At 45.7% G+C, this 14,190-nt stretch carries 11 protein-coding genes; 8 read left to right on the top strand and 3 right to left on the bottom strand.

The window, feature by feature from the left end; genetic code table 11:
- The first annotated feature begins 437 nt into the window (after nt 1-437).
- From C7Y66_RS26595 to C7Y66_RS26585, 3 genes are all read left to right on the top strand, one after another.
- The gene (locus C7Y66_RS26595; RefSeq protein ID WP_015154790.1) at nt 438-743 is read left to right on the top strand and encodes a helix-turn-helix transcriptional regulator; all 306 of its coding nucleotides are present in this window, start codon (nt 438-440) and stop codon (nt 741-743) included.
- Nucleotides 744-1,034: 291 nt separating this feature from the next.
- On the top strand, nt 1,035-2,366 hold the full coding sequence (locus C7Y66_RS26590) for an efflux RND transporter periplasmic adaptor subunit (protein WP_106547898.1): 1,332 nt from the start codon (nt 1,035-1,037) through the stop codon (nt 2,364-2,366).
- A 179-nt stretch (nt 2,367-2,545) separates the two neighbouring features.
- Nucleotides 2,546-5,749 carry an efflux RND transporter permease subunit gene (locus C7Y66_RS26585; protein WP_106547897.1) on the top strand — a complete coding sequence of 1,068 codons (3,204 nt, stop codon included), beginning with the start codon at nt 2,546-2,548 and terminating at the stop codon, nt 5,747-5,749.
- A gap of 70 nt (nt 5,750-5,819) precedes the next feature.
- Here the strand turns inward: C7Y66_RS26585 and C7Y66_RS26580 are convergent, their stop codons facing one another.
- Entirely contained in the window at nt 5,820-7,151 is a 1,332-nt protein-coding gene (locus C7Y66_RS26580; RefSeq protein WP_106547896.1) for an aspartate aminotransferase family protein, read from the bottom strand.
- 138 nt (nt 7,152-7,289) lie between these two features.
- Between C7Y66_RS26580 and recR the strand changes: the two genes are divergently transcribed.
- The gene (gene recR, locus C7Y66_RS26575) at nt 7,290-7,904 is read left to right on the top strand and encodes a recombination mediator RecR (RefSeq protein WP_106547895.1); all 615 of its coding nucleotides are present in this window, start codon (nt 7,290-7,292) and stop codon (nt 7,902-7,904) included.
- A gap of 43 nt (nt 7,905-7,947) precedes the next feature.
- Here the strand turns inward: recR and C7Y66_RS26570 are convergent, their stop codons facing one another.
- A complete protein-coding gene (locus tag C7Y66_RS26570) occupies nt 7,948-9,036 on the bottom strand; it encodes a PstS family phosphate ABC transporter substrate-binding protein (protein ID WP_106547894.1) in 1,089 nt (362 codons plus the stop codon).
- Between C7Y66_RS26570 and C7Y66_RS30690 the strand changes: the two genes are divergently transcribed.
- Nucleotides 9,035-9,223 carry a hypothetical protein gene (locus C7Y66_RS30690; protein WP_146149885.1) on the top strand — a complete coding sequence of 63 codons (189 nt, stop codon included), beginning with the start codon at nt 9,035-9,037 and terminating at the stop codon, nt 9,221-9,223. The genes C7Y66_RS26570 and C7Y66_RS30690 overlap by 2 nt on opposite strands.
- Here the strand turns inward: C7Y66_RS30690 and era are convergent.
- A complete protein-coding gene (gene era, locus C7Y66_RS26565) occupies nt 9,186-10,142 on the bottom strand; it encodes a GTPase Era (protein WP_015154797.1) in 957 nt (318 codons plus the stop codon). The genes C7Y66_RS30690 and era overlap by 38 nt on opposite strands.
- A 258-nt stretch (nt 10,143-10,400) precedes the next feature.
- Between era and C7Y66_RS26560 the strand changes: the two genes are divergently transcribed.
- The 3 genes from C7Y66_RS26560 to C7Y66_RS26550 all read left to right on the top strand — a co-directional run bounded on the left by C7Y66_RS26560 (nt 10,401) and on the right by C7Y66_RS26550 (nt 14,091).
- Nucleotides 10,401-11,480 carry an ATP-dependent 6-phosphofructokinase gene (locus C7Y66_RS26560; protein ID WP_106547893.1) on the top strand — a complete coding sequence of 360 codons (1,080 nt, stop codon included), beginning with the start codon at nt 10,401-10,403 and terminating at the stop codon, nt 11,478-11,480.
- Nucleotides 11,481-11,932: 452 nt separating this feature from the next.
- Complete coding sequence (locus C7Y66_RS26555; protein WP_106547892.1) at nt 11,933-12,961, top strand: two-component system response regulator; 1,029 nt, start codon at nt 11,933-11,935, stop codon at nt 12,959-12,961.
- Nucleotides 12,962-13,071: 110 nt separating this feature from the next.
- The gene (locus C7Y66_RS26550; RefSeq protein WP_106547891.1) at nt 13,072-14,091 is read left to right on the top strand and encodes a hypothetical protein; all 1,020 of its coding nucleotides are present in this window, start codon (nt 13,072-13,074) and stop codon (nt 14,089-14,091) included.
- The last annotated feature ends 99 nt before the right edge of the window (nt 14,092-14,190 follow it).

Raw genomic sequence — 14,190 nt, 5'->3', positions numbered from 1 at the left:
TGTGGGGTGTGGGGTGTGGGGTGTAGGGTGTAGTGAGAGAATTAATGTTAATTTTGTTAACTACATCTATCTTAAGTCGGAAATCAGAATCGGTAATTTTGATTTAATCTATATAAGGAGAAGCAGGAGCTAAAAATTCTGTCATAGCAATAGAAATTGGAGGTTTGAAGTCGCAAAAATCCGAAAAAGGTGTAGATTCGCGATCGTTCGTTCAATCTGGCTGCTAGCGGTTGACAGGAGCAGTTAATCGATGTATATCAATATATAAACGACATAGTTATTTAGACAGGGTTATTTATACATAGTTACTGAAACTATAGGTATTAAAACTGTGAGTTATTGAAGCTATAGTTACTCAGGCATAGTGATTAAGGCTATGTTATTGAAACTATGTATTAGGTTGCGTCGATTGGTTGAGTAACTAGGAAATATTTCAAATGGACGCAGCCCAATTTCAGCAAGTGGCAAAAGCTCTAGCAGAGCCACGACGATTGGAAATTCTAACAGCGATCGCTACCCATGATGAGCTATCTTGCCGAGAAATAGTCGAGCAGTTTCCTGTATCGCAAGCAACAGTTTCTCATCACATTAAGGAGTTAGTTAAAGTCGGTTTGATCGAAACTAGGCGTGCAGGGCAATACTGTTATTACAGTTTTCGTGCGGAAGTTTTGTCAATTTATATTACTCAGTTACAGCAACTTTTGACAATAAACATTCAACAAAAATCGCCGGAACGAATTTAAGTGACTTGAATTGGAGACAACTAATAATCTCGATCGCGTATAGAAGGGAATTTAAACCTATTACGAATATAACTTCCACCGTTATTATCAGGAGTCACTACTTAAGTAATCAAACCGCTAACTGACAACTTTTTGTACAGACGTTACATGTAACTGATAACTGTAGAGTTTGGTATTGACCGATGAATTATTACACAAAGGTGAGGCAATAAGCCAAAATTACAATTCTCTTTAGAGAATTCCTGACTCTTCGTTAGTCAAAACTTTTATTTAGCAAGCTTTCTATTCAATATGGAATCATCAGAACCTAAAGCATCCGTAGCGGATGAGAGAAAACAAGTCCAAGACAAACCCCCAGGTAAACGCAAGCCGTGGATGTGGTTATTGGTCGGTCTAATCGCCATTGGTGGCGGAGTTGGACTATGGTATTTACTCGCACCCAAAAATCAAAACGCCAATTCAGCCGCACAGCAGCAACCGCCAACTAAGGTGAGGCTAGCCACCCTAGAATCAGGAGCAGTCAGCGAAAGTAGCGAGTATATTGCCAATTTAGAATCGCGACGATCCGTGACTTTACAGCCGAGAATTGAAGGGCAAGTCTCTCGTATTTTCGTTCGTCCAGGCGATCGCGTCAATCGGGGTGCGAACCTGATCCAGATCGATCCAGAAGAACAACAAGCAGCCGTCAAAAGTTCTACCGCCGCGATCGCAGCTGCCGAAGCAGAAGTGGCAAATGCCGAAGCAACCCTGAGTTCCTTGCAAGCAGAACGCCTTTCTAACTTGTCGAATGTCAGATTTAACGAAAAAGAATACAAGCGATATTCTGACCTTGCCGACCAAGGAGCGGTAGCGCGATCGGTTGCGGACGATTATACCAACAGAATTGCTACGGCAAAAGCCGAACTCAATGCGATCGACAAACGCATTGCCGCTCAGAAAGCTACCGTAGCTCAACAGGAAAAAGCCTTGGCAGAAGCAAGAGCAAATACCCAAGGACAGGAAGTGCAACTGAAATACTACACGATTACCGCACCCTTTGCGGGTACAGTAGGGCGAATTCCGGTCAAAGAGGGGGATTTTGTCAACACATCAACCCAACTCACAAGCGTTACCGAGAACCAACCCCTAGAAGTCAATATCTCCGTACCCATCGAACGGGGACCAGAACTACGCCAGGGAATGCCAGTCGAGCTGCTTGACGGACAAGGCAAGCGTGTAGGGACGAGCAAGGTCTTTTTCATTGCCCCTAACACCGCTACTAATACCCAATCCGTACTCGTCAAATCTCTATTTGAAAATTCCCAAAATCAACTGCGTGCCGACCAATATGTAAGAGCGAGAGTCATTTGGAATCAACGCCAAGGTATTCTCGTTCCCACAACGGCAATTAACCGGATTGGCGGGCAAAACTTCGTCTATGTAGCAGAATCAGCACCACAACAGCAGTCTCAACAGGCACAATCGGGACAACCACAACTGATAGCACGGCAAAAACCCGTCAAATTAGGCAGCATTCAAGGTAACAATTACCAAGTTCTCGAAGGACTAAAACCTGGAGAGCGAATTATCACTTCAGGACTGCTTAACCTCAGAGACGGCGCACCGATCGCTCCTGAATCTTAAGGATACAAGGGAGTCAATGGTCAATAAGTTAATGGTCAATGGTTAATAGCAATCAACTATTAGCTATTAACTATGAACCACTCCCTACTCCTGTACGGGCGGGTTCACCTGAAATTTTTGCTAGTAGCAAAGCCGCTTGGTAAACCCGCCCCTACAACTACCCTACTCCCTACTCCCTCATGTTTGTTGACTTTTTTATCAAGCGACCAGTTTTTACGAGCGTCTGCGCCATCATTATTTTGCTGGTAGGAGCGATTAGCATTCCTACCCTGCCCGCCGCTCAATATCCTGAAATTGCGCCGCCCCAAGTGCAAGTAACCGCTAACTACGTTGGGGCAAGTGCAGAAGTCGTAGAAGATACAGTAACGACAGTACTAGAACGGGAAATCAACGGCGTTGATGGAATGAGATACATCAACTCCAGTAGCGCCAACGACGGTACGAGTACGATTACAGTCACGTTTGAAGCAGGACGGGATCTCGATATTGCTGCTGTAGACGTGCAAAACCGCGTTTCGATCGCCGAACCGCAGTTGCCGCAGGAAGTGCGTCAAGTCGGCGTGACGGTGACAAAGCAGACCAACAACCTGCTGTTGGGCATGGGTATATTCTCGCCTAACAAACAATATGACAACGTTTTCTTGAGCAACTACGTCGATCTTTATATGGTCGATGCCTTGCAACGAGTCAAGGGCGTGAGCGAGGCGCGGATTTTTGGCGAACGTCGCTATGCTATGCGCCTGTGGCTAGATCCCGATAAACTCGCCAGCCGCAATTTAGCAGCACAAGATGTTGTCGATGCCGTCGAAGAACAAAACTTGCAAGTAGGCGCGGGGCAAATCGGTCAGCCACCTACAGAAGACGGACAGCAATATCAAATTGACTTGCGGGCTGTGGGTAGACTTGTTGACGTGTCTCAATTTGAAGACATGGTAATCTCGACCGCACCAGACGGAACCCTGATTAAATTGAGCGATGTGGGGCGGGTAGAATTGGGGGCGCAAAACTACAGTTCGTTCCTGCGGTATCGGGGTCAAGAGGCGGTAGGGATCGGGATCTTTCCGATTCCAGGTAGCAACGATTTGGAGGTGGCGCGAAATGTTAAAGCCGAAATGGAACGGCTATCTCAACAATTTCCGCCAGGGATGGAATATCAGGTAGCCTATGACACGACCTTATTTGTAGAAGAGTCCCTCAAAGAAGTCATTATTACCCTGCTCATGTCTGTGGCGCTGGTAATTGCGGTGATTTACCTGTTCTTGCAGGACTGGCGCACGACTTTGATTCCGGTTGTGACAATTCCTCTAGCTTTGATCGGCACGTTTGCTTTTGTTAAAGCGTTCAATTTCTCGATTAACTCCTTGACGTTGTTCGGTTTAACCCTTGCTACAGGGATGGTAGTAGACGATGCGATCGTTGTTGTGGAAGATATCTCTCGCTTGATTCAAGATGAGGGAATGCCACCGCGTCAAGCTGCATCGGAGGCGATGCACGAATTGTTTGGGGCAGTGATTGCAACTTCATTGGTACTAATGGCGGTGTTTGTCCCCGTCGCCTTCTTCCCAGGAGCCACAGGACAAATTTATCGGCAATTTGCGCTGACGATCGCCTTTTCAATTACAATTTCTACCTTCTTGGCGCTTACCCTAACGCCTTCTCTGGCAGGCTTGTTGCTGCGGCAGAAACCACCTGCACGGGGTCCTATTGCTTGGGTGTTTGGTAAGTTTAATCGCTTCCTCGATTGGACGCGCCACAAGTACGAGCGATCGCTCAGTTTCCTAACGCGGATCAAACCGATTGTTTTGGGAATATTTGTCGTCTTCTTAGGACTAACGGCATGGTTGTATCAAATCGTCCCCACCGGATTTTTACCCGATGAAGACCAAGGTTATTTCATCACCCTAATTCAAGGACCCGAAGGAGCTTCGCTGAACTACACCAGCGACGTGATGAGGAAAATCGAAACTGAATATCTGAAATTACCCGAAGTCAAAGCAACTTTTGCCGTTGGTGGTTTCGGCATTGGCGGTACGGGTAACACCGCTAACAGGGGAGCAATTTTTACCCCGCTCGTACCTTGGGGTGAGCGCTCTGGAGCTAATCAATCGGCAGAAGCTCTGATTAATCGGATGCGCGGTGTTGTTTCCCAATTTCCCGAAGCTAGAATTCTGCCTGTAAATCCGCCCGCAATTCGCGGTTTGGGTAGCGTCAGCGGTTTCCAATATCAACTGCAAGACCGTCAGGGAAATCTTCCCCTTAACGATCTTGTCGGCGTGATGCAACAACTGATGCAACGTGGAAATCAAACCCCTGGATTGTCAGCTGTCTTTAGTACTTTTGGGGCAAATGCGCCGCAAATGGAGATCGAGATCGATCGCAACAAAGCCAAAGCCTTACAAGTCGATGTAGACGAAATTTTAAATACCCTGCAAACATACATGGGTTCGCGCTACGTCAACGATTTCAACCTACAACGGCGGACTTATCGGGTGTACGTCCAAGCCGACAAGCAGTTTCGCTCGAATCCAGAGGATATTGGTAGATTATACGTGCGATCGAATCAAACCGATCCCGACCAGCGGCAGATGATTCCGCTGAGCAACTTGGTAAAAGTCACCCCGACTACTGGAGCGCAGTCAATTACACACTATAACCTCTTCCGCTCGATCGAACTTAACGGTTCTGCGGCTCCTGGTTTTAGTACCGGACAAGCAATGGACGCGATGGCAAAACTGTCAGCGGAGATTCTCCCAGCTAGTATGGGCTACGAGTGGTCGGGTATTTCTTTAGACGAGACAGAATCGGGCGGTCAAGCACCGATTATCTTTGCTTTAGGCTTGGTCTTCGTATTCCTAGTGCTGGCGGCTCAATACGAGAATTACGTCGATCCATTGATCATCATGCTGGCGGTTCCCCTAGCAATTTTCGGAGCTTTGTTAGCTCAGAATCTGCGGGGTTTACCGAATGATGTTTACTGTCAGGTTGGTTTGGTAATGCTGATCGGATTGGCAAGTAAAAACTCAATTCTGATTGTAGAATTTGCCAACCAATTGCGCGATCGCGGGTTGTCAATTACGCAAGCAGCGATTCAAGCATCCCAGGAACGCTTGCGACCAATTTTGATGACGGCTCTTTCTACCTTATTAGGGATTTTCCCCTTAGTCATTGCCGTGGGTGCGGGGGCAAAAAGTCGTCAAGCACTCGGTACGGCAGTATTTGGTGGCATGTTCGTGGCAACGTTCTTGAGTTTGTTTGTCGTGCCAGTACTGTACATTGTTATCAGTAATTTGCGCGATCGCTTTCAATCTCGTCGTCCACCTCAGCCACCCCAGCAGTTGGAACCCAGCGATACAGATGTCAGAGTCGCTTCTGAAAGCCGATAAATTTGCGATCGATTAATACGCAAAATTTGTAGGGGCGCACAGCTGTGCGCCCCTACAGTCTATGTAATCATCACGCTAATTGCTTCAAAACATCCGTTACCACACCAAACAATTCGTCGATATGCTGCTTTTCAATAATCAACGGTGGCGACAGCGCAATATTATCTCCCGCTGCTCTGACTAATGCGCCTTGCTGATAGCATTTGACAAAAGTTTCATATCCCCTTGCTCCTGGTTTGCCTGGAATTGATTCTAGTTCGATCGCTCCTACCAATCCCAGATTCCGTAAATCGATAACATGGGGTAAACCGCGCAAACTGTGGACGGCATTTTCCCAGTAATCCGCAATTTCTGATACGCGAGTCAGCAATCCTTCTTTTTTGTATATATCTAACGTAGCCAGAGACGCAGCACAGGCGACGGGATGACCGGAGTAGGTGTAGCCGTGGAAAAATTCAATCCCGTTTTCTATTCCCTCAATAAAGGTTTGGTAAATTTCCTCGCGCACGAATACCGCTCCCATCGGCACAGTAGCGTTGGTAATTCCTTTCGCCACCGTAATTATGTCTGGTATGACTCCAAAATAATCGGCAGCAAATGGCTTACCCAAACGCCCAAAACCCGTAATCACTTCATCAAAAATCAGTAAAATGCCGTGTTTATCGCAAATTTGGCGTAAATTTTGCAAATATCCGACTGGTGGTAGCAAAACTCCTGTCGATCCTGCAACTGGTTCCACAATAACAGCAGCAATGGTTGAGGCATCGTGTAACGTTACCAGGCGCTCTAACTCGTTAGCTAAATGCTCGCCCCACTTAGGTTGTCCGCGAGTAAAGGCGTTATGTTCTAAATTATGAGTGTGGGATAAATGATCGATTCCAGTTACGATGTTGCCGAATAACTTGCGGTTTGCTCCCGTACCTCCCACCGCCGTACCGCCAAAATTTACCCCGTGATAGCCGCGTTCTCTACCAATTAGTCTTTGCCGCGCCCCTTGACCTTTAAGCCGATGATAGGCGATCGCAATTTTCAAAGCCGTATCGACAGATTCCGAACCAGAATTCATAAAAAAGACGCGATTCAAATCTCCAGGTAAAAGTTCTACCAACCGTGTCGCCAATTCAAACGGTGCTGGATGTCCCATCTGAAACGTCGGAGCAAAATCCAACTGCATCACCTGTTTTTGTACCGCATCGGCAATTTCTCGGCGACCGTGACCCGCATTGACGCACCATAACCCCGCCGTACCATCAATTATCTGCCGTCCGTCAGATGTGGTGTAATACATCCCCTCAGCCGCCACTAACAAACGGGGACTAGCCTTAAACTGACGGTTAGCTGTAAACGGCATCCAAAAGGCATCTAGATCGCTGCTGGGAAGATTAGTAGTTGCTAATTCCATAAATTTAACTGGGGGGCTGAAAGCTCATTTACATCTTAAATCGTGTTGGTCATTGGTCATTGGTCATTTGTGAGTGGCTAGTTGCTAGTTGCGACTCCCGACTCCTGACTCCCGACTCCCTGTTAAAATAAAGAAGCGATCGCAGGAGATAAGACCACGGTTTACGCACGTCCTTTGGCTCGTTTGATCGAGCAGTTGCAGCGCTTGCCAGGAGTAGGTCCCAAGACCGCTCAGCGCCTTGCTTTACACATTTTGAAACGTCCAGAAGCAGAAGTTCAAGCCTTAGCACAGGCTTTATTAGAAGCCAAACAGCAAGTGGGTTTGTGTAAAGTCTGCTTTCATTTATCAGCGGAACCTGTTTGCGAAATCTGCCGTAACTCTAACCGAGATAACAACACAATTTGCGTTGTGGCTGACTCCCGCGACGTGATTGCTCTGGAAAAAACTAGAGAATATCACGGCAAGTATCACGTTTTGGGGGGAGTGATTTCGCCGATGGATGGCATCGGACCCGAACAGCTAACAGTTCAATCACTGGTACAACGGGTGAGTCAACAACAACCCAAGGAAGTGATTTTAGCAATTGGTCCTAGCGTGGAAGGAGAGACGACAACGCTGTATGTCGGTCAACTCCTCAAACCATTCACAAAAGTGACGCGAATCGCCTTTGGTTTACCCGTAGGTGGCGATTTAGAATACGCTGACGAGGTGACGTTAGCAAGAGCTTTAGAAGGGCGGCGGGAACTAGATTAGGGAATTCGGAATTCGGAATTCGGAATTCGGAATTAAAGATTTGTTAGTTAGTTGGTTTGTTTTGTGTAGTAGAGGCTGCTGCTTGCACGAAGCCAGCTTGTCGGATGGCTTGTTGTCCTTGGTCAGAAAGGAGGAGTTTGGTGTAAGCCTCTCCTGCTTGTTGCGCCCTACCTCCATCTTGCTTGACGATCGCGTATAAATTACGAGTTAGGGGGTAGCTGCCATCTGCAAAAGCTGCTAAGTTTGGTTGATGACGCTGATTAGGGCAAGACTGAGATAGCGGTTCGCGATAGGGAGCGACGAAGCGATCGCTATTCTCTCCCAAGGGAATTGGCTTGACCCCGCATTGATGCACGACCGCACGGGCAGAAGCATAATAGATTGCACCTGGAGTCTGATTAACTAAACGCAAGGCGGCTGTTGTGGAGTTGACAGAGCGCACGTTTGTCCCAAAAGCTTGCTCTGACGTAGAAAAGATTGCAACCGGACTACCATCTTGAGGATGACGAGTGTATGGTACGATTGGCAAGTTTTCCCCACCTAACTGACTCCAGTTGGTAATTTTGCCTTGATAAATTTGCTGCAACTGCTCTACGGTTAAACCAGAAATTTGCAAAGAGGGATGAACGACGGCGGCGATCCCATCCATCGCAATTGGAATTTCTGCCAGTGTCAATCCTTGCTTTTGTGCCAGTGCTTTTTCTGCTGCTGTTAGCGGACGAGAGGAGTGGGCAAAATCTAATTTCCCGTCGAGCAGCATCTGTATTCCCACACTAGAACTCAAATTACCATTAGGCGGCTGGACATAACGCAATTGAAGTTCTGGGCGTGCTTGCTGAATCTGAGCGTCAACCACTTGGCGGATTGGTATCCATGCAGCACTACCACCATAGTTAAACGTACCTGATGGTACACCTGTCGTGCGATCGTAGGTAGAACCATTGGTTGTTGCTACTGGATTTTCTGAAGTTTGATTTGTAGCAGTAGCGCTGCTCCATAATTGAGGTTTTAGCCACCACAACAAACCACCAATAACCAGCAAGGTCAGAACTTTGCCAATAATTAATCCTTTAATTAACAGGACAACATCTTTATTTTTATTGAGTGAAGTCTGATTAGATTTTTCAAACATGTTTGAGTTATCAGTGAAGCAAGGAAGCAGGGAGCGATCGAGCAGGGGGGAGAAGAAAGAGTCGCAAAGCGATCGGGAACTGAGGAAGTTGAGGGAGCAACTACCGATTACCAACTACCCATTACCCATTACCCATTACCCATTACCAACTATTCTTCTACTTTGTAACCAAATTCTGATAGTCTGAGCCGAGATTGCCTCCATTTTGGTTGTACTTTTACAAATAGTTCTAAATAAACTTTCCCTGCGATTAGCTTTTGAATTTGTTCGCGAGCAGCGCTACCGATCGCTTTGAGCATTGCTCCTCCCTTACCGATCAGAATTCCTTTTTGAGAATCTCGCTCGATATGAATAGTCGCAAATACACGGGTAATATTAGGAGCTTCCTCCACTTTGTCAATAGTAATTGCTACCGAGTGAGGAACTTCATCCCGTGTTAGCAATAAAATTTGTTCGCGAATTAATTCTCCCATAATAAAACGTTCTGGCTGATCTGTAACTAAGTCGGGAGGATAATAATAAGGACCAGGCTCCAAACATTCTACAATTGCCTGTTGCAAAGCTTCTAAGCCCTCACCATTGAGAGCTGAAAATTTTAGCATCTGCCATTGGTAAGATTTAGCTATTTCTTGGTAAGAACGATCCAAATCTTCAGTATTAGTCGATCTCCGGTCGATTTTGTTCAGCCCTAGAACTACAGGGGTTTGTGTCTGAGTTAGCAACTCGATAATAAAGCGATCGCCTCCCCCAGCAACTTGAGAACCATCGACCACAAACAAGACTACATCGACAGAATCAATGGCAATCTGAGCATTTTTGACTAACACTTCTCCCAACTGATGATGGGGTTTATGAATTCCTGGCGTATCGACAAAAATAAATTGAGCTGCGGGTGTGGTCAAAATTCCTCGCAAGCGATTGCGCGTTGTCTGCGCGACTGGAGAAGTAATTGCAATTTTTTGCCCCACAAGTTGATTCATCAACGTCGATTTACCAACATTAGGACGACCAATAATCCCAATAAAGCCTGATTTATAACCAGGCGGGGCTTGGGGAATAGTTAATGCATCCGAAAAATCAAAAGAATCGTTATCTGAAGTAATCACTGCGTAGAACTAGCTGAATATTGCAAAAAATAAAGAAATCTAAAATCAAATTGTAATTAAGATCGATGCTACCTGTTTCAGTCTAATGTACTGCTTTGGTAGAGTGGTGCGTGGAAAGAATTTGGAATTCGGAGTTCGGAATTCGGAATTCATTGCGACTTGTGACTTGTGAATGCGCGACTTGTCTTGCTCCGCGACTCTCTCTTCCCTTTGCTCGATCGCTCGATCGCTCCCTGATAACTGATAACTGATAACTGAATGAAAAGAATTGGAATTTTGACCAGTGGTGGAGATTGTGCGGGTTTGAATGCCGCGATTCGTGCCGTGGTGCATCGCGCTGTCGGTACTTATGGCTGGGAGGTATTTGGAATTCGACAAGCCACTTTAGGATTGATGGCTCAACCACCACAAGCGATCGCCTTAGAAATTGACAAAGTTGATGGATTGCTCGTAGCTGGTGGGACAATTTTAGGAACGACCAATAAAGGCGATCCTTTTGCTTTTCCGATGCCAGACGGGACTATCCGCGATCGCTCGGAAGACATTATTGCTGGCTACCACCAATTAGGCTTGGATGCCATGATTGGCATTGGTGGTGACGGTAGTATGGCGATTTTACGTCGCCTTGCCCAACAAGGAAATCTCAACCTGGTAGCAATTCCTAAAACGATTGACAATGATGTCGGCGTAACCGAACTTTCAATCGGTTTTGATACTGCTGTCAGTATTGCCACTGAAGCTTTAGATCGGTTACATTTTACGGCTGCTAGTCATTCCCGGGTGATGATTTTAGAAGTCATGGGACGCGATGCGGGACATATCGCCATCAGTGCGGGGATTGCTGGTGGTGCTGATGTGATTTTAGTTCCAGAAATTCCTTACACTGTCGAGCGCGTCTGTTACACGATTAAAGAAAGACAAGAACAGGGGAAAAATTATTCTCTCGTCGTCGTATCGGAAGCAGTGCGGACGGAAACAGGTGTATGCGTCATGTCCACCGATCGCTTGGGACAATGTCGCTATGGTGGCATCGGTCAATATTTAGCTGACGAAATTTGCACTCGGATTGGGGCAGAAACGCGAGTTACGGTACTAGGACACGTTCAACGAGGTGGTACGCCGTCACCACTAGAACGGGTGATTGCCTCTGCTTTTGGTGTTGCGGCTGTCGATCTGATTGCCGAAGCACAGTATGACCAGATGGTAACGTGGCAAAAACGGCAAGTTGTCAGCGTTCCTATTCCCGAGGCGATCGCCCAATACCGCGCAGTGAATCCTCACGGTACGCTGGTTAAAACTGCCCGTGGCTTGGGCATTTGTTTAGGCGATGAGCATTAGTCAGTTATCAGTTATCAGTTATCAGTGTAGAGACGCTACATGTAACGTCTCTACAAAGTTATCGGCGAATGGATTGTGGGGTGTGGGGTTGACTTGCGAATGCGTGGCTATAGACGGTTTAAAAACTGGTATCCACTATGTCTTTTCTCACCTAAACTTTAGAATGGTAAGAGTTAGTAGTTGAGAAAAGTGCTGTATGTTGTGAAAGTAAAATCTGAAAGTAGAAGTTGCGAAAGCAGAGGTAGAATTAACCATACGTGACTAATGCCTCAAAGATAAACTAAAGTTAATTTATTAAAACTTTTCCGGTATAATTCAGATATTTTTTGACAAAATGAAACAATCTCACTGATGAGTCTGTTACTTTTGACGGATTGTTCCGTCTAGCTTGTTGTCCTTCCAACAGACTTCACACAGACTTCAGATTGTAGATAATAATACAGGTATATTGAGTGAACAGCTTCGATCTAGCTCCGCCTAAAATCCTGGTAGTTGACGACCATCCAGCTAGTCGTATGACGGCTGTAGCTATTCTCTCGGTAGAGGGGTACGAAGTTTTAGAAGCAGATAGTGGCTCGTCAGCGCTAGAGTCCGTCAGTCAAGGTCAACCGGATCTAATCCTACTGGATGTGATGATGCCAGAAATGGATGGATTTGAAGTTTGTTGCCAACTGAAGCAGGACGAACAGACAAGGCTGATCCCAGTCATTTTTATCACAGCTTTAAACGATAGACAAGCTAGAATTCGTGGGATTGAAGCTGGGGGAGATGATTTTTTAAGCAAACCTTTCGATCGCCTGGAATTAGCTGCCCGCGTCAAATCCTTGGTGCGTCAAAAGCGTTTGAATGAAGATTTAGATCATGCTTCGCAGGTGTTATTTTCCATTGCTAGAGCAGTGGAAAGCCGCGATCCCAATACTGGCGATCACTGCGAACGCTTGGTAAACTTGAGCGATGCTTTCGGTGGCTATCTCAATCTATCCCGCGCTCAGAGACGAGATTTGATGTGGGGTAGTTATTTACACGATATTGGTAAGGTTGGCATTCCCGATGCCGTGCTGCTGAAGACTGGAAAACTAAATCCCAAAGAGTGGGAAGTGATGCGACAGCACGTTTTGATTGGTGAGAGAATCTGTCAACCCCTGCGGACGATGCGAGGGGTGATTCCAATTGTTTTGCACCATCACGAACGCTGGGACGGCTCTGGTTATCCCTATCAACTGGTTGGAGAACAGATTCCTTATCTCGCCCAAGTATTTCAAATTATTGATATTTATGACGCTCTGACTAGCGATCGCCCATACAAACGCGCGCTGTCTCAGGAAGAAGCATTAAAAGTTTTGGTTGCAGAAACCAATCGAGGATGGCGCAATCCCGAACTCGTACAACAGTTTATCAACTTTATTAACTCAACTGCCATCCCCGCAACCTCTCTGGAGGGACTTGGGGTTAGGATCGAGGGATTAAGGGCTAGAGGCTAGACTTTTTTTGCAGAAAAAGAAAGATTTCCTCAGCCTTTTTCAATCCTCATGCTTTAAAAAGAGTTCTGCCTACAGTCTCTCAGCTCTCACGATCGCCCCTAGCTCCTTCCATGACACTGCAAATTTCCTGTCCGGCTTGTCGTCATTCTGTCTATTTTCCCAGCTTTGAAGAATGCGATGAAGACTTTCTCGAAGGTATATGTCTCAAGTGTGACTATAGATATGCTTTATTACGCACCGAAGTTGCTAGCTTTAATTCATATCTAGAATCATCGTATCGAAATAAATATAATAAGCAACCAGAATACAGACGTGTTTATCAATTGCGGTTGTATGATGTAGGGAATCTATACAAAAATAATCTGCTGCAAGCACTAGATTTTTCTACTTTAGGACGAGAGGAAAGAATATCAGCTGTAGCTGGAGATAAACTACTTTTGCTTTATCTGATGCAAGGTAAGGTTTTAAAAGATTTGCTATGGCTAGAAAATTCTCATACAGGCGAAAATTATCTTTTAAGAAAACCAGGAGCAAGAGCGAAATCTCTAGCTTTTAATATTAGTAAGTTTGCTCTAGCCATTACCGTACCGTTATGCATTCTAAATCCTACAACCAATAAACTGCTATTAGCTGCGGCTGCACCTACAGCGGCAGGCATAGGAACCTATGCAACTATGCGTCAAAGACTCAAAGAGCGCGATCGCCAAGAGTTAGGTAGGCTCACCTCTGAGCAACAATTGCTATCGCAAAAACATGAGATGGAGCAACAGATTCTCAAGCTGCAACAAGAGTTAAATGCTAATAAAAAATTGATTCGACGCTTAAAAAATTTACAGCAAAAAATGTTAAGCGCGCAACAGGAATTATATAGTCGTCAAATTGACATTACGAGCAAAGGGATCGACAAAATCGCACAACAAATTAAATTGTCGGAAGAATTATTATACGGATATTGTCAAATTATTAGAATGATTTCTATAGAATACGAAACCTCGCGTATTGCTCAAGTACTGCCAGAAAATGTGGGTGAAAAAATTCTCAGGCAATTAGATGAACTAAAAGCAATTGAATTAAAAAAGCAAGAAATGGCTGCGCAAGTCGATCCGCAAAAACTGCTACAGGAAATTTGATTACCTGTTGGGAGCAGTTGTCAGTAAGAGCGTGAAGAAAGGGTGTGGGATGTAGGGTGTAGGGAATTAGTAGTTGGTAATGGGTAATGGGTAATGGGT

Source organism: Chroococcidiopsis sp. CCALA 051 (assembly GCF_003015105.1).
Taxonomy (GTDB): Bacteria; Cyanobacteriota; Cyanobacteriia; order Cyanobacteriales; family Chroococcidiopsidaceae; genus Chroococcidiopsis; species Chroococcidiopsis thermalis.
This window is presented reverse-complemented; position numbering and strand designations above follow the sequence as displayed.

Excerpts from the sequence above, each read along its gene's own strand:
- C7Y66_RS26595 (WP_015154790.1), top strand. The coding sequence starts at position 438 with ATGGACGCAGCCCAATTTCAGCAAGTGGCAAAAGCTCTAGCAGAGCCA.
- C7Y66_RS26590 (WP_106547898.1), top strand. The coding sequence starts at position 1,035 with ATGGAATCATCAGAACCTAAAGCATCCGTAGCGGATGAGAGAAAACAA.
- C7Y66_RS26585 (WP_106547897.1), top strand. The coding sequence starts at position 2,546 with ATGTTTGTTGACTTTTTTATCAAGCGACCAGTTTTTACGAGCGTCTGC.
- C7Y66_RS26580 (WP_106547896.1), bottom strand. The coding sequence starts at position 7,151 with ATGGAATTAGCAACTACTAATCTTCCCAGCAGCGATCTAGATGCCTTT.
- C7Y66_RS30690 (WP_146149885.1), top strand. The coding sequence starts at position 9,035 with ATGTTTGAGTTATCAGTGAAGCAAGGAAGCAGGGAGCGATCGAGCAGG.
- C7Y66_RS26570 (WP_106547894.1), bottom strand. The coding sequence starts at position 9,036 with ATGTTTGAAAAATCTAATCAGACTTCACTCAATAAAAATAAAGATGTT.
- C7Y66_RS26560 (WP_106547893.1), top strand. The coding sequence starts at position 10,401 with ATGAAAAGAATTGGAATTTTGACCAGTGGTGGAGATTGTGCGGGTTTG.
- C7Y66_RS26550 (WP_106547891.1), top strand. The coding sequence starts at position 13,072 with ATGACACTGCAAATTTCCTGTCCGGCTTGTCGTCATTCTGTCTATTTT.